This is a genomic window from Microbacterium sp. ET2, assembly GCF_030347395.1.
Lineage (GTDB): Bacteria > Actinomycetota > Actinomycetes > Actinomycetales > Microbacteriaceae > Microbacterium > Microbacterium albipurpureum.
On record NZ_CP128170.1, the window covers coordinates 1440222 to 1462394 of the forward strand.

Below are 22173 nucleotides of genomic sequence, written 5' to 3' on the forward strand. Positions count from 1 at the left end.
ATCCGGCCCCCGCTGTCGCCCCCACGGTTCGACGAAAGGAATGAGGATGCAACCCGGCGCCCTCGACGGAATGACGGTGGTCGACCTCACGCAGGTCATGGCGGGACCCTTCTGCACGATGCTGCTGGCGGATTTCGGAGCCGATGTCATCAAGGTGGAGCCCCCCGGTGGGGGTGACCAGACTCGTCATTCGTGGGGTCGCTCCGGCAAAGGCGAAGACGGGCCCGCGTTCTTCGCACTCAATCGCAATAAGCGCTCGGTCGTCCTCGATCTGCGCTCTGACGAGGGTCTCGCCGATCTTCGTCGGCTCGTGGCCGACGCCGATGTCCTCGTGGAGAACTACCGTCCCGGCGTCACGGCTCGTCTCGGGATCGACTATGAGACGCTGCGCGATCTCAATCCGGGCCTCATATACGCCAGCATCTCGGGGTTCGGGCAATCCGGTCCGTATTCGAATCGGCCCGGCTACGACCTCATCGCCCAGGGGATGGCGGGTGTCATGGGGGTGACCGGGCACCCCGACGCACCGCCGGCGAAGGCGGGCGTTCCTGTCGCCGATCTTGGATCCGGGCTGTTCTGCGCGTACGGCATCGCCGCCGCCTACATCCACAAGCTGCGTACCGGGGAGGGGCAGCGCGTAGAGACCTCCCTGTTCGAAGCGGCCCTCGGCTTCACCGTCTGGGAAGCGACGGAGTACTGGGCCAGTGGAGACGTACCCGCCCGCACCGGCTCGTCGCACCGCATGTCGGCGCCGTACCAGGCCTTCCGCACCGGTGACGGGTGGATGACGATCGGCGCCAACAACCAGCGGCTCTGGGGATTCCTGTGCGCTGCCCTCGATGCGCCCGAGCTCGAACTCGACGAGCGGTTCGCGACCAACCCGCTGCGGATGAAGAACAAGCAGGAGCTGGCCGACACCATCGAGTCGCTGCTGGCAGGCCACGGCACGGACTACTGGGTGGAGCGGCTCCTGGCGGGCGGAGTGCCCTGCGGACCGATCCTGGCGTACGACGAAGTCCTGCGCGATCCGCACACAGAGCACCGGGAGATGGTGAAGACGATTCCTCACCCGGTCGAGGGCGAGGTGCAGACCCTCGGCTTCCCGATCAAGATGAGCGGCACTCCCGCAGAGGTCCGCCGGCACCCGCCGCTTCTCGGCGAGCACCAGGACGAGCTTCTGGGTGAGCGGATCCCATGACGGGCACCGTCGATCTCCGCGCCGATCGCGGCGTCGCCACGCTGACCTTCTCGAACCCACGGAGCCGCAACGCCATCGACCGGGCGATGTACGACGCGTTCGAGGGCTTCCTGCGCGACATCCGTGCGGACGAGTCGGTGAGGGCGGTCGTCCTCCGCGGCGCCGACGGTGCGTTCGTCGGCGGCACGGACATCCGCTGGCTGCAGGAGATCACCTCCGGACCGGACGGCGTCGCCTACGAGGCCCACATGCGCCGGGTCCAGGTGGCGCTGACCGATGTGGACGTGCCGATCATCGCCGTCGTCGACGGAGCGTGCGTGGGTGGCGGCATTGTTCTGGCCGCCCTCAGCGACCTCGTCGTGTGCACACCGTCATCGCGCTTCGGCTCGCCGATCGCCCGAACGGTCGGGAACACCCTGTCGCCGACGTCGATCGCGCGATTGAGCGCCACCTTCGGCCGCCGTAACACTGCCGAGATGCTGTTCACCGCCCGGCTCTTCTCCGCGGAAGAAGCGTTGCAGGCGGGTTTCGTCACATCCGTCGTCGACGCCGATGGGGTGGAAGAGCACCTCGACGGGCTGCTCGATGCCATCCGGTCCTGCGCTCCCCTCACCCTCCGATCGTTCCGCCGTCTGTGGCGCCGGGTCGACGCCGTCTTGGCGGATGCGCCCCGAGACGACGTCTACGCGGAGATCTACGGCAGCGCCGACTTCCAGGAGGGCGTTGCGGCGTTCCTCGACAAGCGGCGCCCGTCGTTCGAAGGACGATGATGATCATCGACGCTCACCATCACCTTTGGCCCGCAGATGTGATCGACAGGCAGCCCTGGCGTCCCGCCGACGACGGCGTGCTCCGCCGGGCCTTCGATGCCGAGGAGTGGGAGCGGGAGCTCGACGCCTCCGGGATCGACGGAAGCATCGTCATGCAATCCGTCGACGACGTCGACGAGAACGCCCGCTTGGCGGCGTACGCCCGCACGAGCCCGCGCATCCACGGATGGGTGGGCTACGCCGATCTCGCCTCGCCCGCTGACGGCGTCGCGCAGGTCGACGGCCTGCTCGCCCTTCGAACGCAGGCCGGTGGAGACAAGCTCGTCGGCGTGCGGTGCCTGGTGGGGGCCGATCCGATGGCATGGACGGCGGAACGCGACGGCCGCCGAGCGCTGCTCCGCGCAGCCGACGGCGGACTGGTCTGGGACACGGTGCCGATCACCGACGATCAGATCGACGCGATCTCGGCGGTGGCCCGAGCTGCGCCGCACCTGCGCATCGTCGTCGACCACCTCGCATCCCCGCCGATGTCCGAGGACGGCTTCGGAGACTGGGTGCGGCGTGTGCGCCGCCTCGCCGAGACCCCGAACATTGCGATCAAACTGTCGGTGGGCGTCGCGGTACTGCAGCGATGGGCGTCGTGGGACGACGCCGCACTCCGGCCGTACGTCGATGTCGCACTCGCCGCCTTCGGGCCGTCTCGATGCATGCTGGCGAGCAACTGGCCCGTCGTCCTCCTGCGCGCCAGCCATCGCCAGGCGTGGAACAGCATGGTCCGGGCCGTACGCGACCTCGACGGCGACGACCGGCGCCTGGTCACCGGCGGGACCGCGGCCCACTGGTACGGGCTGGGAGCACACCGATGACCGGCCGGTTGCGGATCGGACTGGTCGGAACCGGCTGGGTAGCCCATCAGCACGTTGCGGGATCGAGGCACGTCGCTGCGGATGACGTGGAGATCGTCGCCGCGGCCGACCCTCGGGGCGATGTACTCGACGACTTCGCCACGCGATACGACATCCCCCACCGCTTCCGCGATGCGACCACCATGATCACCTCGGGAACGGTGGATGCCATCGCCCTGCTCACGCCACCGGCCGTGCGGGCCGAGGTGCTCGAGCCGGCCTTCGCACAGGGCATCCACGTGCTCATCGAGAAGCCGTTCGCCCAGTCCGGAGCCGACGCCGTCACCTTCACCGAAGCAGCCGAGGCAGCCCACGTGACCCTCGCGGTGAGTCAGAACTTCCGCTGGTTCCCGGAGTACCCATGGGTTCGGGCCCAGGTACGCCGGCCGGAGGCGGGGGATGTCACCTTCCTCGAGGCTCGGACCTTTCAGGACAGACCGCAGGCGGGAGGTGTCTGGCGGGCCGAGGAGACGAAGCTCGAGATGGCGATCTTCAGCGTCCACCTCATCGATCGGCTCCGCTGGATCGCGCCGACCGAGCCGGTGGGGGTCCGGGCCCTCACGCGCCGGCGCCGGGGAAGCACTGTGCGAGGCGAGCAGTGGGCATCCCTCCTCGTGGACTTCGCCGGCGGCGGAGTGGGTGTCGTGACGTCGTCCTGGACGAGCCGTCGCCTCCCGACCAACACGTTCCGCGTCGACACGACACACGGATCCGTCGCGGTCCAGCGGAGCGCTCCGATGGCTGGGACGGCGACGGGCGTTGCCGACTTCGACGGCGAGACCCCGCAGGAGGTCGTCTTCAGCGAAACCCGCAGCGGGGAGCACTCGGCACTGTCGTACGGCTCGAGCATGCGCGAGTTCGCACGAGCCATCGCCGAGGGTCGAGACCCCGCCCACAGCGCTCGCGACAACCTCCAGACCATGGGTCTGATGGAAGCCGCCTACCTCTCGGCCGCTCGAAACGGCAGCCCCGTCACCATCGAAGAGGCCTTGCACGGACATGTCGCGCTCCGCTGACGACGCCATCGACGTCGCCCTCATCGGGCTCGGCAACAGCGGCCGGCATTACCACCTCCCGCATCTCCGAGAGGACCCCCGTTACCGGCTGCGTGTCATCGCGACGAGTCGAGCTGACACCTCCCCCGACGTCGACGCCGACGCCGACGCCGACATCGAGTGGGTCCATGGGTGGCAACGCGCTCTCGATGTGCCGCACCTCGATCTCGTCGTCGTGGCCACACCGCATGATCTCCATCATCCGATCACCGCGGCGGCGCTTGATCGGGGGTGCTCGGTGCTCGTCGAGAAGCCCCTCACCGTCACCGTTGCCGAAGCCGATGACCTCATCGCTCGGGCAGCGACCGCGCCCGGCCGACTGTTCGTCCACCATCAACGGCGGTGGGAGGCCGATTTCCTCGCCCTTGAGGAGGTGGTCCGTTCGGGCGAGCTCGGGCGGCCGTGGCGGATCTCCGCCACGCGGGGTCACCAGGGCGAGTACCGCATGTCGACGGCGGAGAAGCCTCACGTCGGCGCTCGGACCGCCGGCTGGGCACACCGGCGCAGCTCGGGCGGTGGTGTCCTGCGGGTGATCGGTCCTCACCCGATCGACCATGTCCTGCGATTAGCGGGATCTCCGCCCCTCTCCGTCCACGCGCGGACCTCGATCGAAGACGGCGAAGACGTCGAACAATGGGCGGGCATCGACCTCGACTTCGCGGAGGGTCTGACCGGACGAGTGGACATCTTCCGCCGTCTCGGTGCGCCCGCCCCGCGTTTCGCGGTGTGGGGCGAGTCCGGAATGGCGATCGCGCCGACCGGCGATCGCGTCGACATCTTCGCCGCGGATGGCACGACCCGGTCCATCCGCGGCCTGACGCCCCCGGGGACGCTGGGCGCAGAGATCTACGACGACATCGCGGCGGCTCTCCACGCGGGTGTGGTGCCGCGGATCACCGTCGACGAAGCGCGGGAGGTCGTCCGCGTGATCGAACTCGCAGAGAGGTCGGCACGTTCGTCGGCCACCTCACGGTCCGCGCCCGGAGAACCGGGCGATCCTCCATCCTGACGCTGTGCGCACCAGCGCTATCGTCGACAGCGTGGTCACACCCTCCGTTCAGCGCTGGGCCGCCTTCTCCTCCGATCCCGCCGGCGGCAACCCCGCGGGGGTCGTGCTGGACGCGGACGGGATGTCGGATGCCGAGATGCTGCGCGTCGCGGCCGAGGTCGGCTACTCCGAGACCGCCTTCGTGACCCGCGGCACCCGGGGCGACCTGTCGCTGCGCTACTTCTCGCCCCTGGCCGAGGTGCCCTTCTGCGGCCACGCGACGGTCGCGACTGCCGCAGCCCTCGCAGAGGTGGCCGGGCCGGGCGCCTACTCGTTCGCGACACCTGTCGGGCTGATCCAGATCACCGTCGACGCCACCGATGCGGACCGTGTGGTGCGCTTCACGAGCGTCGACCCCTCCGTCGAGGACCTCGCCGTCGACACCCGCGCGCGCATCCTCGAGGTCCTTCACCTCGAGGATGCCGACCTCGACCCCGCGCACGCGCCGGCGCTGGCCTCGGCAGGCAACCCGCATCCGCTTCTCGTCGTGCGCTCGCGGGGCGCGCTCGATCGAGTGACCTTCGACCCCGCCGCCGCCCGTGCGCTGATGGATGCCGAGGGCTGGCCGGCCACGATCATCGTCGCGTGGGCGGAGACCGCGGACACGTGGCACGTGCGGAACGTCTTCCCTGTCGGAGCGATCAGCGAAGACCCGGCGACGGGAGCCGGCGCCGCCGCCCTCGGCGGCTATCTGCGAGAGACGCGCGCGGTGACACCGCCGCAGCGCATCCGGATCTTCCAGGGATCGCACGTCGCACGACCCAGCGAGCTGACCGTGGACATCCCCGCCGCAGGTGGGATCGTGGTGTCGGGCTCGGCGGTCCGCCTGCCCGAGCCCGCGACCCTCGCCTGATCCCATACGCCTCCTGGCGACGATCGTCCAGTGCTTTACCCGGCGTTCTGCACACGCCAAGGTGGGACAGTGCCTTCTGCAGACGATCTCGGCGCCTGGGTGGCGCAGCAACGCTGGTATGCGGGCAAAAGCCACGAGCCCCGCTTCCGGCTCCTCGACACCCAGTCGGCGCCTCACGCGACCCGCTACCTGCTGATGGATGACGCCGGCGCTCGGCCGGTGCTCTACCACGTGCCCGTCTCGAGCGTGTCGACGGCCCCCGACACCCCCGCGCTCATCGCCCGGACGGCCGAGGGCTGCGAGATCGACGCGGCGCAGCATCCGCCGTTCGCGATCGCCACCCTCGAAGCCATGGGGGTCGATGTCAGCCGCGTGACGGGGAGCCGTGTGCTCACCGGTGAGCAGTCGAACACCTCCATCGTCTTCGACGAGGACGGTCAGCCCACCGTCATCCTGAAACTGTTCCGCACCCTGCACGACGGGGAGAATCCGGATGTCACGGTGCAGCGCGCCCTGAGCGCCGCCGGCTCGCCGTTCGTCCCGAAGTTCCTCGGCAGCCTGGACGCCGAGTGGCCCGACAGCGGGATGATCGAGGGCGTCGCTCGCGGAACGCTCGGTTTCGCGCAGGAATTCCTCCCGGGTGTCCGCGATGGGTGGGCCATCGCGCTCGAAGCGGCGCGCGACGGGCGCGACTTCACCGACGCCGCGCGTGACCTGGGCACAGCCGTCGCCGGAGTGCACGGAGCGCTCGGTGAGGCCCTCGGTACCGCCGATGGTGGTCCGGAAGCGGTCCTGGCGGCCGGCGTCACGTGGCGCCGCCGCCTGTCGATCGCCGTGACCGAGGTGCCCGCCGTCGCTGACCGCGCCGAAGCGATCGAGGCGGTGTACGACGCCGCGCTCGCCCGCCCCTGGCCGCGACTGCAGCGCATCCACGGCGATCTGCACCTGGGTCAGGTGCTCGCCGTCCCCGGCGCCGGATGGCGGATCGTCGACTTCGAGGGCGAGCCGCTGCGGCCGATGCACGAGCGCGCGGTGCCCGATCTTCCGGCGAGGGATGTCGCGGGCATGCTCCGCTCGTTCGATTACGCGGGCGCCGTCGGAGGAGCAACGGATGCCGCGGCGTGGGCCGCCGCGTGCCGCGCCGCGTTCGTCGAGGCCTATGCCGGCGCTGACGGATCGGTGGGGTTGGATCCGGTGATCCTCCGCGCCCTCGTTCTCGACAAGGCCGTGTACGAGTCGATCTACGAAGCGCGCAACCGCCCGACCTGGCTGCCGGTGCCGCTCGCGGGCATCGACGCGGCACTCGCGGGCTGAACGCCCGGCGGCGTCATCCGATCAGGTCCTCGTCCTCGTCGGGCTCACCGGGCTCGAGGAGGAGGAACACCGCGCCGTAGGCGGGCAGCGACACCGTGAAGCTCTGGAGGTCGTCGACGTGGCCGATCACCTCGCCGGTCGCGGCATCCCGCACTTCCGACCGTCGCGCGAGCTGCTTCGAGCGGACCGTCCCTTCGACCGGTTCGCCGGCGAAGTTCAGCACCGTGACCTGCAGCGGCGCGTCGGGATCGTGCGCGCCGTCATCGAGCCGGTGCACGAGCACGAGCATTCCGTGGTGGGCGACCTCGGGCACATCCACCTGCGTCGCGGTGGCGATGCCGTGTCGGCGACGCAGGTCGATGATCTGCGACAGCCGCGAGGCGAAGGACTCCTCGTCGGTGAACTGCGTCGGGAGAGAGCCGTACAGTGAACGCCCGCGCGGCATGCCGGCCGCGGAACGCGTCGCCTGCGGATCGACGTCGAGGAGGTCGTGCGCGCCCCGCTCGATCCAGCGGGTGTCGCCGGAGGAGATGAGGTCGGCGACCTGACCGGCCGGCACCGTCAGCATGCCGACGAGGTCCCAGCCCGAGAGGGCGAAGACCCCGGGCTGCCAGGCGTTGTAGGCGCACAGCAGCAGATGGGCGTCGCGGATGGCGGGGATGTCGGCGTCGGTGATCTCGTCGAGCCGAGTCGCGCCGCGGGCCGCGGCGATGAGCGAGGTCGTGGTGCAGGCGATGCCGTTCTGGGTGAACACGCGGTTGAAGTCGGCGCTGCCGGTGAGGCTCTCGGTGAGCTCGGCGCGGACGATCTCGGCGAGCTCGCTGCCGCTGATCTCCCGCCCGCGGAAGCGGTACTCCTCCTCGGCGTGTCGAGTCGCCCAGTGGACGAGGCTCGTAGGTGAGCTCGTCGTGATTCTGCAGGCCGTGCACCAGCTGCACCGGCTGCACACCGAGGGCGAGCGATGAGGTGAGCGCGAGGCGCAGGAAGTCGGTGCGTCCGGTCGCCAGGGCGTGGTGGTAGCCGGGGCGTCCGATGAAATCGTAGGAGAGGTCAGCCCCGACCGCCCCGGTGTCGCGGATGTCTTCGATCGTGAGGTTCAGCTCCTGGAAGGTGAAGCCACCGACCTTGCGCACCATGCCGGCGATGATGTGGTTCGCCGCATGGGAGAGCGGGTGCCCCTCCGACCAGGCCGGGAGGCCTTCGGTGCTCTTCTCCACGCCCAGGAAGCCGTTGGCGTCCAGTCGGAGCGCGCTCGTGCCCAGCTCGCCGAGGGAATGCAGGGCGTCGCCGATCACGAGCCGCATGCCCGCGAAGGTGGGGTCGAGCCAGTTGATCGAGGGCTGGCCCTGCTTGAAGTAATGCAGGTACACCCAGCGGCGGGTGACGCCGTCGGGGCCGAGCACCGGCGCCGTCGCGCTCCAGTTGGTCTCCTTCACCCCGGGGGTGTAGAAGATGACGCGCTGCAGGGCGCCGATGATGTAGCCGCGCTCGGCGAGCTCGTGCTCGGTCGCGGGGTCGAGATTGACGCTGTCGACGTCGCCCGGGACGTCGGGGAGGAGCGCCCAGTCCTCTTCGAGGATCTCGACCATGTGGTAGATGCCGGGGTAGTCCTTGAAGCCCATCTCGGCGAGGCGGAAATCGGCGCCCTTTCCGGTGTGGCCCGGGACGATGTCGTCGATGATGCTTCCGCCATGCGTGTCGGCGACGTCGCAGAGCGCGCGGAACTCGTCTTCAGTGCCGAACGCCGAGTCGATCGCGGTGCTGATGCGGTCGAAGTGGCCGTCGACGCTCGGGGTCTCGAGCCAGCCAGCGATGCCGCCGGCGCGCTTGACCGGACCGGTGTGGATGGCGGTGATGCCCACGCGCTCGAAGGCCGACCACAGGGCGTCGTCGCCGAGCGCGGCGAGGAAGGACTGACCGGGCCGGGTGATGAGCGAGATCGGGTACGCGGTGAACCACACGTCACTGGTCGCGATCGCGCGACGCGCATCGGGGCGGGCATAGGGGTTGCGCCACATCGACGGCTGCCCCGACAGCTGCCGGGCCAGCACGTCGGCATCCTTCAGCATCGACTGCCGCACCAGCCACTCGACGTACGACGGGTTCGTGCCGTTCGCGGTGCGGGGGTCGGTCGTGACCCGGCGCACGCGCCCGCCACCCCGGAGGTTGTCGCGGGGCCGCAGCCGCCGCGGGCGGGCGGGGTATCGCTGCTCGTCGTAGCTGATCTCGGGGGTCTCGGGATCAGCGGTGTCGTTGTCGAGTTCCTGGAGGAGGGGGAGGTCGATGGGGCCGGTGTAGAGCTCCTCCGGCTGATACTCGTCGCGCGCCATCCTTCGACCGTACGTACTCGACGCGTCGGATGCGAGGTCTGGCGTGTCGGGCTGTGGACGGGGTAGGGGTCGAACCCGCAACGGCCGCCCCGCCCCGCCCCGGCGGCGGCCGACCGTCCGTCTGGCGTCGAAACCGACCTACCCCGCCGAAACCGATCGCGACGCGATGGGTATCGACGGCGGGGATAGGTTTCGGCGCTGCCAGGGGCGAGGCTCAGCGCACCGCGGCGGTCGCCGTCGCGAGGTGGGTGAGGACGTCGTAGCTGACCGATCCCAGGACGAAGCGGCGAAACGCGCCGCGGCCGTGGGTGCCGACCACGACCAGTCGCGCCGACGCCGCGTGGCGGTTGATCGTCTCTGCCGGGTAGCCGCGCTCCGCACGCGCGTCGATCTGGAGGTCGGGGTAGCGACCGCGGAGCCCCGCGAGGGCGATCGACAGCGTCTCCTCGGTGAGCGCCTGCATGTTCTGCAGATACTGCTCGGGGTACGTGCCGCGGTTGCCCGGTGCGGGAAGCGGCACCCACGCGCCCACGGCGATCAGCGGCTCGTCGAGACGGTCGGCTTCGGCCGCCGCCCAGGCGACCGCGTGCTCCGAGGTCTCGGAACCGTCGACGCCGACGACCACTCCGCGGCGGTCACCGAGATCGAAGTCGGGGACGACGACAACCGGGCACGGCGCGGCGGAGACGATGCGGAAGCCGTGTGGGCCCCGCGTCGCTCCGGCCCGAGGGCCGCGATGGTCGCTGCCGATCACCAGCAGCGCAGCGCCCTCGGCGGCGGCGATGAGCTTCTCGGTCGGGTTGCCGCGTTCGACGACGACCTCGACCTCGAGCCCGGCAGCCCGGAGCCTCGCCGCGGTCGCTTCGGCCCGCTCCCGCATCTCGGTGAGAAGCCGGTCGACGAGGGCATCCTCGCCGACGACACCCACCGCGCCGCCCAGAATCGACACCAGCTTCAGCCGCTGTCGTCGATCGCGGGCGCGGGACGCCGCCCACGCCACCGCGCGGTCGGCCACGGGCGCGTCGGTCAGGCCGACCACGATCACTTCCGGCATCCTCGTCCCCTCTTCCTCTTCCTCTTCCTCTTCCTCTTCCTCTTCCTCACCCCCTCCCCCTCGCCTCCCCCTCCCCCTCCCGGCGAGAGTGCATCTGGGCGACGAGGATTCGGGGTCCACCCGCATTCTCGGCGCCTCGATGCACTTTCGCGGGAGTGGGCTGGGCGGGGAAACGCGCGGCGGGGGGGCGCGGCGGTCAGGAAAGGAGTTTCGCCTTCGCGGCGCTGAACTCTTCGTCCGTGAGGACGCCGCTCTGCTTCAGCGCTGCGAGCTGCTGCAGCCGCGCGATCATGTCATCGCCTCCGCCGGCGGCAGGGGCGGCAGGAGCGGATGCCGCGGGCGCGGCCTGCGGCATCTGTGCGGCCACCGCGGCCTGAGCCGCAGCATCGAGCTGAGCCTGCTGCTGCGCGGCCTGGTACTGCTCCTGCTCGTATTGCGCCTGCGCTTTGCGCTCCCGCGAACCCTGCATCGAGCCGCTCACGGCCGATGCGGTCCCCGCGACCACGGCGGTTCGGGCGGCGAGGCCCAGCAGGCCGGGGCGTCCCATGCGTCGAATCGGCATATCAGTTCTCCTCTGCGTCGATCATGTCGGCTACGGCGTTGACGACCGGGGCGGGGATGCGCTCGGCCGTGAGCACCGTGCCGCCGCTTTGCGCGACCTTCTCGGCGAGGGCCCGCACGTACGTCATCTCGAGAGCCACCAGCACGGCCGAACTGCCGGGCGCGATGAGCTCGGCGAGTTCGTCGATGTCCTCCGAGGCGGTGAGGCCCGCCGCGAACAGCTCGATGCCGTCGATGCCGAGGGCATTCTGCTCCTCGACCTCGATCATCTCGATGTCGCCCTCGGCCGACTTGCGCAGCACGACCAGGTCGAGCAGGCGCACCGCGCCCGACTCGATGATCTCGCGCAGCGCCGCCACGGCGTCGGGGTGAGGCCGATCGCTGTCGAAACCGACCAGATACACCTCCACCGGCCCATACCGGAACTCGACCATCGGGCGTCCTCTCTCATCGCGCCGGGCGCGCGGCAGTCAGCGACGCGGCGATCGATGACAGGCCCCCGGGAGTACCGCCATCCTCTCGCGGAGTGGGCGCCGGGCGCCATCCTCAGATTCCCGGGGGTTTTGGCAACGTCGCCTGGGAGAACGGGGAACGATCGCCGGTCGCCGGACCCGCGGCATCCGTCCGAAGGCAGGATGTATGCATGCGTATCGACGAACTTGCGATCTCGAGCCCCGACATCCCCGACCTGGGCGACGTGCCTGAGCGCTTCTCGGCCGACGGCGGCAACGCCGTGCCACGGTTGGAGATCACCGGGGTGCCCGAGGGCACGCGCGCGCTGGCCGTCATCTCGCACGACCCCGACGCGCCGCTGCCCCACGGCTTCACGCATTGGGTGCTCTACGGCCTGCCGCCGACGGACCAGACCGTCGACCCCGCCACCGCGACCGCGGGCCCGAACGGAGCGGGAAAGACCGGATGGTACGGACCGCAGCCGCCGCAGGGGCATGGCCGCCATCACTACTACTTCTGGGTGTACGCGCTCGACCGCGAGGTCTCGGGCACGCCCAGCCGTGAGGAGTTCCTGCGCGACTACGCCGACGCCGTCATCGAGCAGAACCGGTTCGTCGGGCACTTCGAGCGCTGAGGCCGCCTATCCCCGCGCCATGAGCGCCGTCACGGCAGCGAGGCTTTCGTGATCGTCGAAGTCGTCGCCGATGGCGACGGTGCTGACCCCGGCATCGAGGAAGTCCTGGGCGACGCGGATGGTCATCCCACCGGTCACGACGAACCGCTGATCGGGGAAGGGCCCCCGCATCGCGCGGATCCATGCCGCACCGAGCACGGAGGCGGGGAACGCCTTCACCCAGTGAAGGCCCAGGCGCCGCGCGGCGAGGATCTCGGATGCCGTCGCCACCCCCGGGAGGTGCGGAAGAGACCGTTCTGCGCTCGCACGCACCACGTCGGGGTCGAGTCCGGGAGAGACGGTGTACGCCGCGCCGGCCTGCTGCACCTCGACGAGCTGCTCAGGGGACACGACCGTCCCGGCGCCGACGTCCAGCCCGCGCTCGCGGGCGGCATCAATCACCGCGCGGAGCGTCGGCATCGCATCGCGGCTCTGGACGGGGATCTCGACGTTCCGCACGCCCGCGTCCCAGGCGCGTGTCGCGCGGGCGACCGCGTGCGCGGGCGCGAGGTTCCGGAAGACGCCCATGATCGGCTGGCCGGTCAGAGCCGACGCGAAGTAGGCGTCGGCAGAGGAAGCGGGGGTCACGTCGCCGTCCTTTCAGGAGAGTCCGTCGCGGGGGCGAAGGGCGCAGGGCGGTGGCCCGACCGCACGTCGTCGCGACTGCCGATCGTCCAGGCCGCCGACGCGTGCCCGCGCGACAGCCGATCTCTCGGCGCCTCCCCGCGGATCAGCCCCGCGAGATAGCCGCCGGCGAAGGCGTCCCCCGCGCCGATGAGCTCGACGGGTTCGACCGCGGGTGTCGCGACGAACGTGGCCGCCGCGTGGGTTCCGCTCCGTGCCATCTCATGGGCTCCGGTGGCGCCGTCCTTGACGACGACGAGCGGAACCGCGTCGAGCAGATCGAACACGTCCGTCGCCTCGGGAATGCCCCAGAGCTCCTGCGCTTCGTCGAGCCCGACGAAGACGAGGTCGGCCTGACGCGCTATCCGTGCCAGCGGCTCGGCGGCCTGGGAGACCGGCCACAGGCGCGCCCGGAAATTCACATCGAACGACACCGACACGCCATGCTCACGGCATCCGGCGATGAGCGCATCGACCATCTCCGCCGCCGTGGCCGAGATCGCCGCCGTGATGCCCGAGACGTGAACCCAGCCGACGCGGTTGAGCGGGAATCGCGCGACGTCGGCGGGCGACAGGTGGGAGGCCGCCGAGTTCGCCCGGTAATAGTGCATCACCGACCCGCCGCCGGGGCGCGTGTCCTTGACGTACATGCCGGTCACGTGCTCCGGATCCACGAGCACGCTCGAGATGTCCACGCCACCCCGATCGAGGTCTGCGATCACCTTGCGACCGAAGGGATCCGCGCCGACGCGCGACGCCCATGCCACCGAGACGCCCTGTGCGGCGAGGTGCAGGGCGACGTTGCCTTCGGCCCCTCCGGTGTGCACGGCCAGCCGGGGTGGCTCGGCGTCGGAGGCGAGGTCGCCGAGCGGCAACGTGACGGCGAGCCCCTCCCCCACGCAGAGGACCTCGAAGGCGTCGGGGCGCGCAGTGTTCATACGAGCGGCTCGTCGTGGATCTCGGTGCTGAGGGCCGTGCCGTTGAGGTCGAGGTAGAGCTGACGCTCGGTCACCGACAGCGTCACGGTGTTGCGCCGGGCGAGCGCCGCGACGGCGGCGTCGATGAAGCCCGGGGCGAAGCTGTGCAGCACGATGTCTTCGCCGCGGTGGATCGTCTTCCCCGCCACGCCCGCGCGCACCTTCGCCGGATCGCGGTGGGTGTACACGGTGGTGCGGTCGGCGAGCTTGCTGCCGAAGTGAAGTCGCCCGGCGTCGGGGGCGCCGACCTCGATCCACGCCGTGATGCGACCTGTCGCGTCGCGGATCAGCACGGCGGGTTCCTCGGTGGAGGAGATGCCCCCGCTGAACGCGACGCCCTCTTCGTACTCGAGCAGGTAGGCCAGCACCCGAGTGACCATGTACGCGTCGGTTTCGGACGGATGCCGCGCTGCGCGCACCGTCACCTCGTCGTAGACACCGCGGTCGACATCGGCCAACTGCACCTCGAAGGTGTGCATCACTGCGCCGGCGGCCATGGTCGTCAAGCCTAGGGGGCGGGCGCGCCTCTCACCGAGCGGGCGTGGACGGCCGGGTCAGATGGTGCGGGCGTAGCGGCGGGCGGGCACGCGGCCGTATCCGTCGGTGACGGTGAGAGAGACCGCGCCGGCGATGGCGGCGACGGCGGTGGCAGCGAGGAGCGCGAAGAAGACGACCATGGTCGGACCTTTCAGACAGGGAACGTCGATGTACGGCGAGCCCCGTTGCCCCTACTCGACACTCTCATCGTCGGCCAGCAGACCTTTCAGCACAAGCGCACAGTTCTGCAATGACGTTGTAGCATCGCTTCATGGATGTGCGACGGCTCGACCTGCTCCGCGAGCTGGCGGAGCGCGGCAGCATCACTGCGGTCGCGGCCGCCACGCACCGGACCCCGTCGGCGGTCTCCCAGCAGCTGAAAGTGCTCGAGCGCGAGGCGGGCCTGCCCCTCACCGAGCGCGTCGGGCGCGGCATCCAACTCACCAGCGCCGGCCACGCGCTCGCCCGAACTGCGGGCGAGGTGGCCGTCGCCCTCGCGCGAGCCACGTCCCTCTGGGACGAGTTCCGCAATCACCCGAGCGGCGAGGTGCGCCTGGCCACGTTCCCCTCGGCGGGCCAAGTGCTCCTCCCGCAGGTTCTGCAGGAGGTTTCGCGCACCCCCGGGTTGATTCTGTCGTGCGCCGACGGGGATCACGAGCTCCTGGACTTCCCCTCGCTCACCGCCGACTTCGACATCGTGCTCGCGCACTCCCTCCGCGGCGCGCGGGCCTGGGGCGGGCGAGGTCTGCGCGTGGTCCCGCTCATGACCGAGGCTCTCGACATCGCCCTCCCGGCCGACCACCGCCTCGCCGGCCGCAGCTACCTCACGGCCGGCGACGTCATCGACGAACCGTGGATCGGGGTGCCGATCGGGTTCCCCTTCGAACGCATCCTGCATGACATCGAAGAGGCCGCCGGGAGGCGGGCGACGATCTTCCAGCGCATCAGCGATCTGCGGATGGTCGAAGCGTTCGTGGCCGCGGGATTCGGAGTCTCCCTCATCCCCCGCTCCACCTCGGGCGGGATCGACCCGAGTCGTGTGGCCCTCAAGCCCCTGCGCGGGGTGGACGCCGAGCGAGACATCGTCGCGCTGCTGCGCCCCGACACCGCCGAGCGCCTCGCGGTGCGCACGGTCCTCTCCATCCTCCAGGCGAAGGCCGCCGAGATCGAAGCGGTCCACGCCGCAGTCTGATCCGCCAGGGTCTCGTCGCAGGGTGAAGGTGGCTCACCGGCGGTGGTCGACGACCTCGGGGAGTTCGCGCACCGGCACCACGACGATGTCCTGCACCTTCCAGTCCAGGTCGATACAGGCCCGGCGGGCGTCCTCGAGGGTGTCCAGCGACGGCGTCCGCCCTCGGCGGGGTACGACGAAAGCCTCGATGTGGAACACGTGACCCTCATCCCGCACGCGGCTGCCCGCGTCATCCACCCATCGCAGGCTCCGGAGGTAGTCGTCGACGGCGATCGCCACCGGATGCGGCTTCTTGTCGTCGAAGGTGGTGGCGCGGGCATCCATCAGATCGGTGACGGCCGCCCCCATGTTCCGGAGACCGTCCCACAGGATGCTGGCGGCGATGAAGACGGCCGCCGCACCGTCCAACCACCAGACCCCGAGGCCGATGCCGGTGACCCCGACGATGGATCCGACCGCGGTCATCCAGTCGGCCTTGTTCATATCGGCATCGGCGTACAGCACTTTGTCGTGCAGCTCTTCGGCCAGGCGCATCTTGGCGCGCCCGATGAACACCGGCGGGAGCGCGATCGCGGCCATGACGCCGATCATGAGCCAGCCGAGCCAGATCGTCACACCGAACACCTCGACCGTGCCGATCGTCGGATGCTCGAGCAGGATGAGCCCGATGGCCGAATCGACGATGAGGTACGTGCCCATCGTCGTCAACGCGACCGCAGCCACGAGGTGTCCGACGGCGACCGAGCGATGCTGACCGTAGGGATGCTTGGCGCTCGGGAGGGCACGACTCACCCGCACCGCCACGAGGAAGGCGATCGGCGGCAGGAAGGAGAGGAGGTCCTCGATCCAGGCGGCCTTCATCGCCTGCGAGTTGCCGAGGACGAGCCCCACCAGGGTGACCGACACGACGAGGAACCCGATGGTGATCCACTCGAGGCGGATCGCCTGCCGCAGCACCTCGCGCTGACGCTTCGGGAGTTCGGTGTGTCCGAACCGCACCGTCTGGCCGGTCATCGGTGGCCCTGCTCGACGTGGTCGGAGAGGAAGCGCTCGAGCTCGGACAGGAAGGCGTTCTCGCCGAGCGGGACGAGCATGACCAGCATGTGCGTGCGTCCCTGGTCGTCGACAACCTCGCGGTAACCCCGCGTGACGCCGGCCTTGTCTGTCCACGGTGTCTTGTCGGTGATGCCACCGGCCACGAGGTCGAGCGTCCCGTCCTCAAGACCGCGGACGAGCGTCTCCTCCGGGCCGACGGTCCAGTCCACGTCGGCCTCGAGGGAGTCGGCGAACGCGCGGATCGCATCCGCCTCATCACCCTTCGGCTCATCGCCTGCGACGTCCATCAGATCACCGTTCGGCGTGACACCGGCGTGCAGCACGTCGCCCCGCACGTCGACCAGGGTGCCGTCGGGGTCGGCCGGCATCAGCGGCTGGCCGCACCCCGCGAGAAGCAGGATGACGCCGAGGGCGGCGGCCGAGAAGGCTCTCCGTGTGCGCATGACGACTCCTCTCACAGGCCCGGGAGGCGAAGCGGTCTGGAGCGGTCTTCCCGGCGCATGCGGGCCCGGACGCCACCGGTCACCGTCGCGCCTGCCACCGTCGGCTCGTGGATCGCCCCCGCTGTGTGGGGGGCCGCATCGCCCAGCCGCGCTTCGACGCCGGCGATCCGCGCTGACACCCGATCGACCGCTCCCGGGGCGAGACGTGCCGACAGGAGGGCGAGCCGCGCTTTGGGTCCGACCGGACGCCACGGACGAGGTCGCACGCAGGAACGGACGATGGCATCGACGACGGGGCGCGGACTGCTCATCGCCGCCATGCGCAGCGAATGACCGGTGCGGTTGCCGGCGCGGTTCCAGAACGGGGTGTCGAGCGCCCACGGGAGGATCGTGCTCACATGGATGCGCCGGTGATCGCCTGACAGCCGAAGCTCTTGGCGGAGGGTGCGCCCGAAGGCGGTGACGGCGGCCTTCGACGCCGCGTACGAGGCCTGGTACGCCAGAGGTGCAACGCTCTCGACCGAACCCAGATTGACGAGCACCCCGCCGTCGGCCTGCGCCCGGAACTGTCGGAGGGCGGCGTGCGCGCCGTAGATCATCCCGTTGACGTTGACGTCGATCACACGCGCGTGATCGACGACCGGCACCTCCCAGAACGGTCCGACCGCGCCGATCCCGACGTTGTTGACCCACACATCGATTCCGCCGAAATGCGCGACGGCCGCATCCGCGAGCCGTTCGACGGCAGAGGCATCGCTCACATCCGTCGGCACAGCGACTGCGGTGCCGCCGGCAGCGGCGATACGGGCGACCAAATCGTCGAGCTCCTGCTGGCGGCGGGCCGCCACGACGACGCTCGCTCCCGCCCTGGCCACCTCCCACGCCACTCCCCGCCCGACCCCGGTGGTGGCGCCGGTCACGACGACGGTCTTCCCTTGGAGCTGCTTTCGATCGACCACGCCCTCATCGTGCGCGTCTCCGCAGACATGGTCACGGGTCTTGTCAGACGACGTCGAGATGGCTAGTCGCAGCGTCGCGGCATCCGCCTTAGCCGTGCGACCCGGCGAAATCAAGTCCCGATCGATGTTTCTGCCCGCCGTCGCACAATGCTTCCTTCGCGACACCCACGAGCCACGGGAGTACCTCATGACCAGCGACACCACGGCGCAAGACCGCGCGAACACGGCTGCTCCCGATCCGGAAGCGCCGGGCAAACCCGACTCGCCCGACGACCTGCACAAGCGGTCATGGAAGTACGTGATCGGCAAGACGGCGCGAGAGTTCTCGTCGGATCAGTGCACCGACATCGCCGCCGCCCTCACCTACTACGCGGTGCTGTCGATCTTCCCGGGTCTGGTGGCCATCTTCTCGCTCCTGGGAGTGGTCGGACAGGGGGATGCTGCGGCGAGCACGGTGCTCGGCATCCTCGACCAGGTCGCTCCCGGCGACACCGCACAGGCGCTTAGCGGCCCCATCGAGCAGCTCGCCGGGTCACCGGCCGCAGGATTCGCCCTCGTCACCGGCCTGCTCCTCGCCATCTGGTCGGCGTCCGGGTATGTCGGGGCGTTCAGTCGCGCGATGAACCGGATCTACGAGATCGACGAGGGGCGCCCGTTCTGGAAGCTGAAGCCCGGTCAGCTTCTCATCACCGTGATCGGCATCGCTCTCATCGTCGTCTGCGTGGTCATCCTGGTCGTCTCGGGGCCGGTCACCGAGGCGGTGGGTGAGGCCCTCGGTCTCGGTGAGGTCGTCCAGACGGTGTGGTCGATCGCGAAGTGGCCGGTGCTGGCCTTCATCGTGGTGCTGATGGTGGCGATCCTGTACTACGCGACCCCCAACGCGAAGCAGCCGAAGTTCCGATGGCTCAGCATCGGCGCCCTGCTGGCGATCGTGGTGCTGGTGCTCGCCACGACCGGCTTCGCCTTCTACGTCGCGAACTTCTCCAATTACGACCGCACGTACGGGTCGCTCGCCGGCGTCATCGTCTTCCTGCTGTGGCTGTGGATCGCCAATCTCGCGCTGCTCTTCGGCGCCGAGTTCGATGCGGAACTGGAGCGAGGCCGCCAGCTGCAGGGCGGCATCGCCGCGGAGGAGGACATCCAGCTGCCGCCGCGGGACACCCGGAAGAGCGACAAGGCCGCCGAGAAGGAGCGTCAGGATGTCGAGGAGGGCCGTCGTCTTCGCACCGAAGCCGGCCGATCACCCGAGGAATGACCGGAGCGTTCGCGCGTTGCGGACGGCGTGGCCGGCGCCGTCGTTGTTGAAGTAGGCGTACACCTCGCGCCCCTGGCCCTCCCACTCACGAATGCGTGCGGCCCACCACGACAGATCGGCGTCGGAATACGAACCGGCGTAGAGCGCGCCGGTGTCGGGTCCGTGGAGCCGCACGTAGACGAGCGGCGCCGTGGCGCGGAGGATGCACGCGAGCCCCGCCCCGCTCATGACGCAGTAGGCGGCCCCTCGACGTTCGAGCAGCGCGAAGACGTCGTCGTCATGCCATGACGGATGCCGGAACTCCACGACCGGCCGCATCCATGCCGGCGTCTGCCGCAGGAACCAATCAAGACGGTCGTCGTCACGCGGCATGTCGGGCGGCAACTGCACGAGCAGCGGGCCGCGCCTGTCGCCGAGCGCGTGGAGGCCTGGCGCCATCCGCTCGAGCCACACCTCGGCCTGGAAGAGCTTCCGTCCGTGCGTGAGTCCGCGAGGCGCCTTCACAGCCATCTGGAATCCCGGCGGAGTCCGCTCTCTCCACCCGGCGAAGGTCGTCTCACGCGCCCAGTGGTAGAAGGTCGCGTTGACCTCTACCGTGTCGAACTCACCGACATAGTGCGCGAGCCGATTACGGGAGGCGAGACCTGGCGGGTAGAGCACACCGTTCCAGTGGTCGTAACTCCACCCCGACGTCCCGATCAGCGCCATCTTCCTAGGGCGCGGCGGTCACGCCACCGAGCCCCACGCGATCGACCCGGCGGTGATACCGCATGCCCGCCATCCCTCCGAGGACGGCGCCGACCAGAGCGACGATCACCGCGCCGACGGCCGTGAGGATGCCGGTGAGGGTCGCCGTCTCAGGTGTGACGGGGATGCGTGGGAAGCTGTCGAGCGCCGTCAGGATGTCCCACTGGCTGCCGGCGACCGGTCGCGTGTCGCGGCGATCCTCGCCGTAGCCGTCGTGGGCGTCGGGGTGAGAGGTCATGCGGGGACGGTAGCGAGGGCTGTTCGCCCTCGTCTCCGGGGTTGCGGGTTCGCCTGTCGCGTCGTACTCTCGCGCCCGCCCTACGCGGAGCGCTCGCGCGTGCGGCTAGCGATCGCGTCGCGATTTGGCAAGGGGGATCTGCGTTCCCACCGTCATGCGTAGGAATGGCGGTCATCCCGTTCGGATCGGGCGGGTCGGAAAGGAAGAGCGATGTCGAACTACGACGACACGAGTGTGTCGGGACCGAACGGTGGCGGATCGATGGGCTCGCCGGGCACGGTCGACACAGCCAAGCGCGAGGCATCGGATCTCGCGCACACCGCTGGTGATCAGGCGAAAGGCGTCGTCGACGCGGCGAAGAGCGAAGCCTCGTCGGTCGCCCACGAGGCGAAGTATCAGGCCAAGGATCTGTTCGCCCAGTCTCAGCAGGAACTGAAGGATCAGGCCCGTACCCAGCAGGAGCGGGTGGCGGGTGGCCTTCGCGCGGTCGGCGGCGACCTTCAGAGCATGGCCGACGGCGCAGCATCCGATTCCCTCGCTGTGGACCTGGTGCGCCAGGTCTCGACACGGGTATCGCTGGCATCGGACTGGCTCAGCGAACGGGAGCCGGCCGACGTGCTGAAGGAGGTCAAACGCTTCGCGCGGCGCCGCCCCGGGGTCTTCATCCTGAGCGCCGCGATCGCCGGGATCGTGGTCGGGCGCCTGACGAGGGCGTTGGCGACGAACGCCGCCGAGGCGAAGGAGTCGGATGCCGCTCCGGCGACCGGTGCGCCCGCCGCCGCGCCGGTGCCTGACGCGGCCCCCATGACGCCCCCCGCCGGTGGCGCCGAGGAGGGGCTGTCCGTCGCGGAAGAGACCCCGATCTACGCCCAGTCGGCCGGTGCGACACCACCGCGGACGGCCCCGATGGCGGACGCGCCGATCATGGACCCCTACACGGAGGACGGCGATGTCCGACGCGACTCCGTCTGAGCAGAAAGCGGCAGCGACGTCGCTCGGCGACCTGCTGGGCGAGGTGACGAGAGACCTGTCGACGCTGATGCGCCAGGAGGTGGCGCTCGCCAAGGCCGAGCTGAAGGAGTCCGCCGGCAAGACCGCCAAGGGAGCAGGTGAGCTCGGCGGCGCGGCGTATGCCGCGATGATGGCGATCTTCTTCCTGTCGGTCGCGCTGTGGTGGGCGCTCGCTCTGCTCGTCGGCGGCGGCTGGTCGGCCGTGATCGTCGCTGTGATCTGGGCGGCTATCGCTCTGATCCTGTTCTCGGTCGGACGGACCGAGATGAAGAAGGTGCAGGGTGCTCCGCAGACCGTGGAGACCCTCAAGGAGATCCCTGAAACGCTGAGAAGGAATGAGGAGAACCGATGAGCGATTCACCGGAAGCGATCCGCGCTGACATCGAGCGCACGAGACGCGAACTGGGCGGCGACGTCGACGCCCTGGCGGACAAGGTGTCGCCGGCGAAGATCATGGAGCGGCGGACGAGCGCGGTGAAGGACGCCGTCGGCTCGGTGCGCGACCGGATCATGGGAGCCGCGGATGACGCGGGCTCGACCCTGTCGGATGCGGGTGGGGCCGTCGGATCGGCGACCGACCGCGTGGCGGCGAAGGCGGAGGGCAACCCGTTGGCGGTGGGCCTCATCGCCTTCGGCGTCGGACTCCTGGCAGCCTCGTTGATCCCGGCGTCATCGAAGGAGAAGGAGATCGCCGGCACCGTCAAGGACAAGGCGCAGCCGCTCGTCGACGAGGTGACAGAGGTCGCGAAGGAGGCGGGGGCGCACCTGCGTGAGCCCGCCAAGGAGGCGGCGGCTGCGGTGAAGGAGTCCGCGGCCGAGTCGGTGGACGTCGTGAAGGACGAGGCCGCTTCTGCCACTTCAGAAGTCAAGGATCAGGCCGACACCTCCCGTCAGCACCTGGCGGGCTGAGGGACGGCGAG

At 69.9% G+C, this 22173-nt stretch carries 25 protein-coding genes and 1 pseudogene; 13 read left to right on the top strand and 13 right to left on the bottom strand.

What is annotated here, in order from left to right; translation table 11 throughout:
• The first annotated feature begins 46 nt into the window (after window positions 1–46).
• From QSU92_RS07000 to QSU92_RS07030, 7 genes are all read left to right on the top strand, one after another.
• Window positions 47–1198: a CaiB/BaiF CoA transferase family protein gene (locus QSU92_RS07000; protein WP_289265452.1), complete on the top strand. Its 1152-nt coding sequence runs from the start codon at window positions 47–49 to the stop codon at window positions 1196–1198.
• Complete coding sequence (locus tag QSU92_RS07005; RefSeq protein ID WP_289265453.1) at window positions 1195–1968, top strand: enoyl-CoA hydratase-related protein; 774 nt, start codon at window positions 1195–1197, stop codon at window positions 1966–1968. Before QSU92_RS07000 ends, QSU92_RS07005 begins: the two co-directional genes overlap by 4 nt.
• Window positions 1968–2834, top strand: a complete 867-nt coding sequence (locus tag QSU92_RS07010) for an amidohydrolase family protein (protein WP_289265454.1) — start codon at window positions 1968–1970, stop codon at window positions 2832–2834. The genes QSU92_RS07005 and QSU92_RS07010 overlap by 1 nt, the downstream gene beginning before the upstream one ends.
• Window positions 2831–3889 (top strand): Gfo/Idh/MocA family protein, encoded by a 1059-nt coding sequence (locus QSU92_RS07015; protein WP_289265455.1) that lies wholly within the window; start codon window positions 2831–2833, stop codon window positions 3887–3889. Before QSU92_RS07010 ends, QSU92_RS07015 begins: the two co-directional genes overlap by 4 nt.
• Complete coding sequence (locus QSU92_RS07020) at window positions 3873–4937, top strand: Gfo/Idh/MocA family protein (protein WP_289265456.1); 1065 nt, start codon at window positions 3873–3875, stop codon at window positions 4935–4937. The genes QSU92_RS07015 and QSU92_RS07020 overlap by 17 nt, the downstream gene beginning before the upstream one ends.
• Before the next feature lie 4 nt (window positions 4938–4941).
• A complete protein-coding gene (locus tag QSU92_RS07025; RefSeq protein ID WP_289265457.1) occupies window positions 4942–5829 on the top strand; it encodes a PhzF family phenazine biosynthesis protein in 888 nt (295 codons plus the stop codon).
• A 69-nt stretch (window positions 5830–5898) separates the two neighbouring features.
• Window positions 5899–7143, top strand: a complete 1245-nt coding sequence (locus tag QSU92_RS07030) for a phosphotransferase (protein ID WP_289265458.1) — start codon at window positions 5899–5901, stop codon at window positions 7141–7143.
• 13 nt (window positions 7144–7156) lie between these two features.
• On the opposite strand, the pseudogene treS reads toward QSU92_RS07030, so the two are convergent.
• The 4 genes and pseudogenes from treS to QSU92_RS07050 form a co-directional block, all read right to left on the bottom strand.
• A pseudogene (gene treS / locus QSU92_RS07035) lies at window positions 7157–9473 on the bottom strand (maltose alpha-D-glucosyltransferase).
• Window positions 9474–9687: 214 nt separating this feature from the next.
• The gene (locus QSU92_RS07040) at window positions 9688–10527 is read right to left on the bottom strand and encodes a universal stress protein (protein ID WP_289265459.1); all 840 of its coding nucleotides are present in this window, start codon (window positions 10525–10527) and stop codon (window positions 9688–9690) included.
• Between the two features lie 196 nt (window positions 10528–10723).
• Window positions 10724–11089, bottom strand: a complete 366-nt coding sequence (locus tag QSU92_RS07045) for an SHOCT domain-containing protein (RefSeq protein WP_289265460.1) — start codon at window positions 11087–11089, stop codon at window positions 10724–10726.
• Between the two features lies 1 nt (window position 11090).
• Window positions 11091–11522: a DUF6325 family protein gene (locus QSU92_RS07050; RefSeq protein ID WP_289265461.1), complete on the bottom strand. Its 432-nt coding sequence runs from the start codon at window positions 11520–11522 to the stop codon at window positions 11091–11093.
• Window positions 11523–11731: 209 nt separating this feature from the next.
• Here QSU92_RS07050 and QSU92_RS07055 point away from each other — a divergent pair, with 209 nt between their 5' ends.
• Complete coding sequence (locus tag QSU92_RS07055; RefSeq protein WP_289265462.1) at window positions 11732–12175, top strand: YbhB/YbcL family Raf kinase inhibitor-like protein; 444 nt, start codon at window positions 11732–11734, stop codon at window positions 12173–12175.
• A gap of 6 nt (window positions 12176–12181) precedes the next feature.
• Here QSU92_RS07055 and QSU92_RS07060 read toward each other — a convergent pair whose 3' ends face one another.
• The 4 genes from QSU92_RS07060 to QSU92_RS07075 are packed head-to-tail and all read right to left on the bottom strand — an operon-like array spanning window position 12182 to window position 14492.
• On the bottom strand, window positions 12182–12802 hold the full coding sequence (locus tag QSU92_RS07060) for a bifunctional 4-hydroxy-2-oxoglutarate aldolase/2-dehydro-3-deoxy-phosphogluconate aldolase (RefSeq protein ID WP_289265463.1): 621 nt from the start codon (window positions 12800–12802) through the stop codon (window positions 12182–12184).
• Window positions 12799–13776 (bottom strand): sugar kinase, encoded by a 978-nt coding sequence (locus QSU92_RS07065; protein ID WP_289265464.1) that lies wholly within the window; start codon window positions 13774–13776, stop codon window positions 12799–12801. Before QSU92_RS07065 ends, QSU92_RS07060 begins: the two co-directional genes overlap by 4 nt.
• Entirely contained in the window at window positions 13773–14312 is a 540-nt protein-coding gene (locus QSU92_RS07070; RefSeq protein WP_289265465.1) for a YaeQ family protein, read from the bottom strand. Before QSU92_RS07070 ends, QSU92_RS07065 begins: the two co-directional genes overlap by 4 nt.
• Before the next feature lie 57 nt (window positions 14313–14369).
• Complete coding sequence (locus tag QSU92_RS07075) at window positions 14370–14492, bottom strand: hypothetical protein (protein ID WP_289265466.1); 123 nt, start codon at window positions 14490–14492, stop codon at window positions 14370–14372.
• Window positions 14493–14623: 131 nt separating this feature from the next.
• Between QSU92_RS07075 and QSU92_RS07080 the strand changes: the two genes are divergently transcribed.
• Window positions 14624–15544: a LysR family transcriptional regulator gene (locus QSU92_RS07080; protein WP_289265467.1), complete on the top strand. Its 921-nt coding sequence runs from the start codon at window positions 14624–14626 to the stop codon at window positions 15542–15544.
• Window positions 15545–15577: 33 nt separating this feature from the next.
• Here the strand turns inward: QSU92_RS07080 and QSU92_RS07085 are convergent, their stop codons facing one another.
• Genes QSU92_RS07085 through QSU92_RS07095 form a run of 3 tightly spaced genes read right to left on the bottom strand, consistent with a single transcriptional unit; the run spans window position 15578 to window position 18002 of the window.
• Complete coding sequence (locus QSU92_RS07085) at window positions 15578–16558, bottom strand: cation efflux transmembrane domain-containing protein (RefSeq protein WP_289265468.1); 981 nt, start codon at window positions 16556–16558, stop codon at window positions 15578–15580.
• Window positions 16555–17043: a type 2 periplasmic-binding domain-containing protein gene (locus QSU92_RS07090; protein WP_289265469.1), complete on the bottom strand. Its 489-nt coding sequence runs from the start codon at window positions 17041–17043 to the stop codon at window positions 16555–16557. The genes QSU92_RS07085 and QSU92_RS07090 overlap by 4 nt, the downstream gene beginning before the upstream one ends.
• Window positions 17044–17054: 11 nt before the next feature.
• The gene (locus QSU92_RS07095) at window positions 17055–18002 is read right to left on the bottom strand and encodes an SDR family NAD(P)-dependent oxidoreductase (protein ID WP_289265470.1); all 948 of its coding nucleotides are present in this window, start codon (window positions 18000–18002) and stop codon (window positions 17055–17057) included.
• Window positions 18003–18189: 187 nt separating this feature from the next.
• Here QSU92_RS07095 and QSU92_RS07100 point away from each other — a divergent pair, with 187 nt between their 5' ends.
• Window positions 18190–19257 (top strand): YihY/virulence factor BrkB family protein, encoded by a 1068-nt coding sequence (locus QSU92_RS07100; RefSeq protein ID WP_289265471.1) that lies wholly within the window; start codon window positions 18190–18192, stop codon window positions 19255–19257.
• On the opposite strand, the gene QSU92_RS07105 is transcribed toward QSU92_RS07100, so the two are convergent.
• Window positions 19243–19965: a DUF72 domain-containing protein gene (locus QSU92_RS07105; protein ID WP_289265472.1), complete on the bottom strand. Its 723-nt coding sequence runs from the start codon at window positions 19963–19965 to the stop codon at window positions 19243–19245. The two genes, QSU92_RS07100 and QSU92_RS07105, sit on opposite strands and share 15 nt — an antisense overlap.
• A gap of 4 nt (window positions 19966–19969) precedes the next feature.
• A complete protein-coding gene (locus QSU92_RS07110) occupies window positions 19970–20242 on the bottom strand; it encodes a hypothetical protein (RefSeq protein WP_289265473.1) in 273 nt (90 codons plus the stop codon).
• A gap of 210 nt (window positions 20243–20452) precedes the next feature.
• Here QSU92_RS07110 and QSU92_RS07115 point away from each other — a divergent pair, with 210 nt between their 5' ends.
• The 3 genes from QSU92_RS07115 to QSU92_RS07125 are packed head-to-tail and all read left to right on the top strand — an operon-like array spanning window position 20453 to window position 22162.
• Complete coding sequence (locus tag QSU92_RS07115; protein ID WP_289265474.1) at window positions 20453–21214, top strand: hypothetical protein; 762 nt, start codon at window positions 20453–20455, stop codon at window positions 21212–21214.
• On the top strand, window positions 21192–21605 hold the full coding sequence (locus tag QSU92_RS07120) for a phage holin family protein (protein ID WP_289265475.1): 414 nt from the start codon (window positions 21192–21194) through the stop codon (window positions 21603–21605). Before QSU92_RS07115 ends, QSU92_RS07120 begins: the two co-directional genes overlap by 23 nt.
• Window positions 21602–22162: a DUF3618 domain-containing protein gene (locus QSU92_RS07125; protein ID WP_289265476.1), complete on the top strand. Its 561-nt coding sequence runs from the start codon at window positions 21602–21604 to the stop codon at window positions 22160–22162. Before QSU92_RS07120 ends, QSU92_RS07125 begins: the two co-directional genes overlap by 4 nt.
• The last annotated feature ends 11 nt before the right edge of the window (window positions 22163–22173 follow it).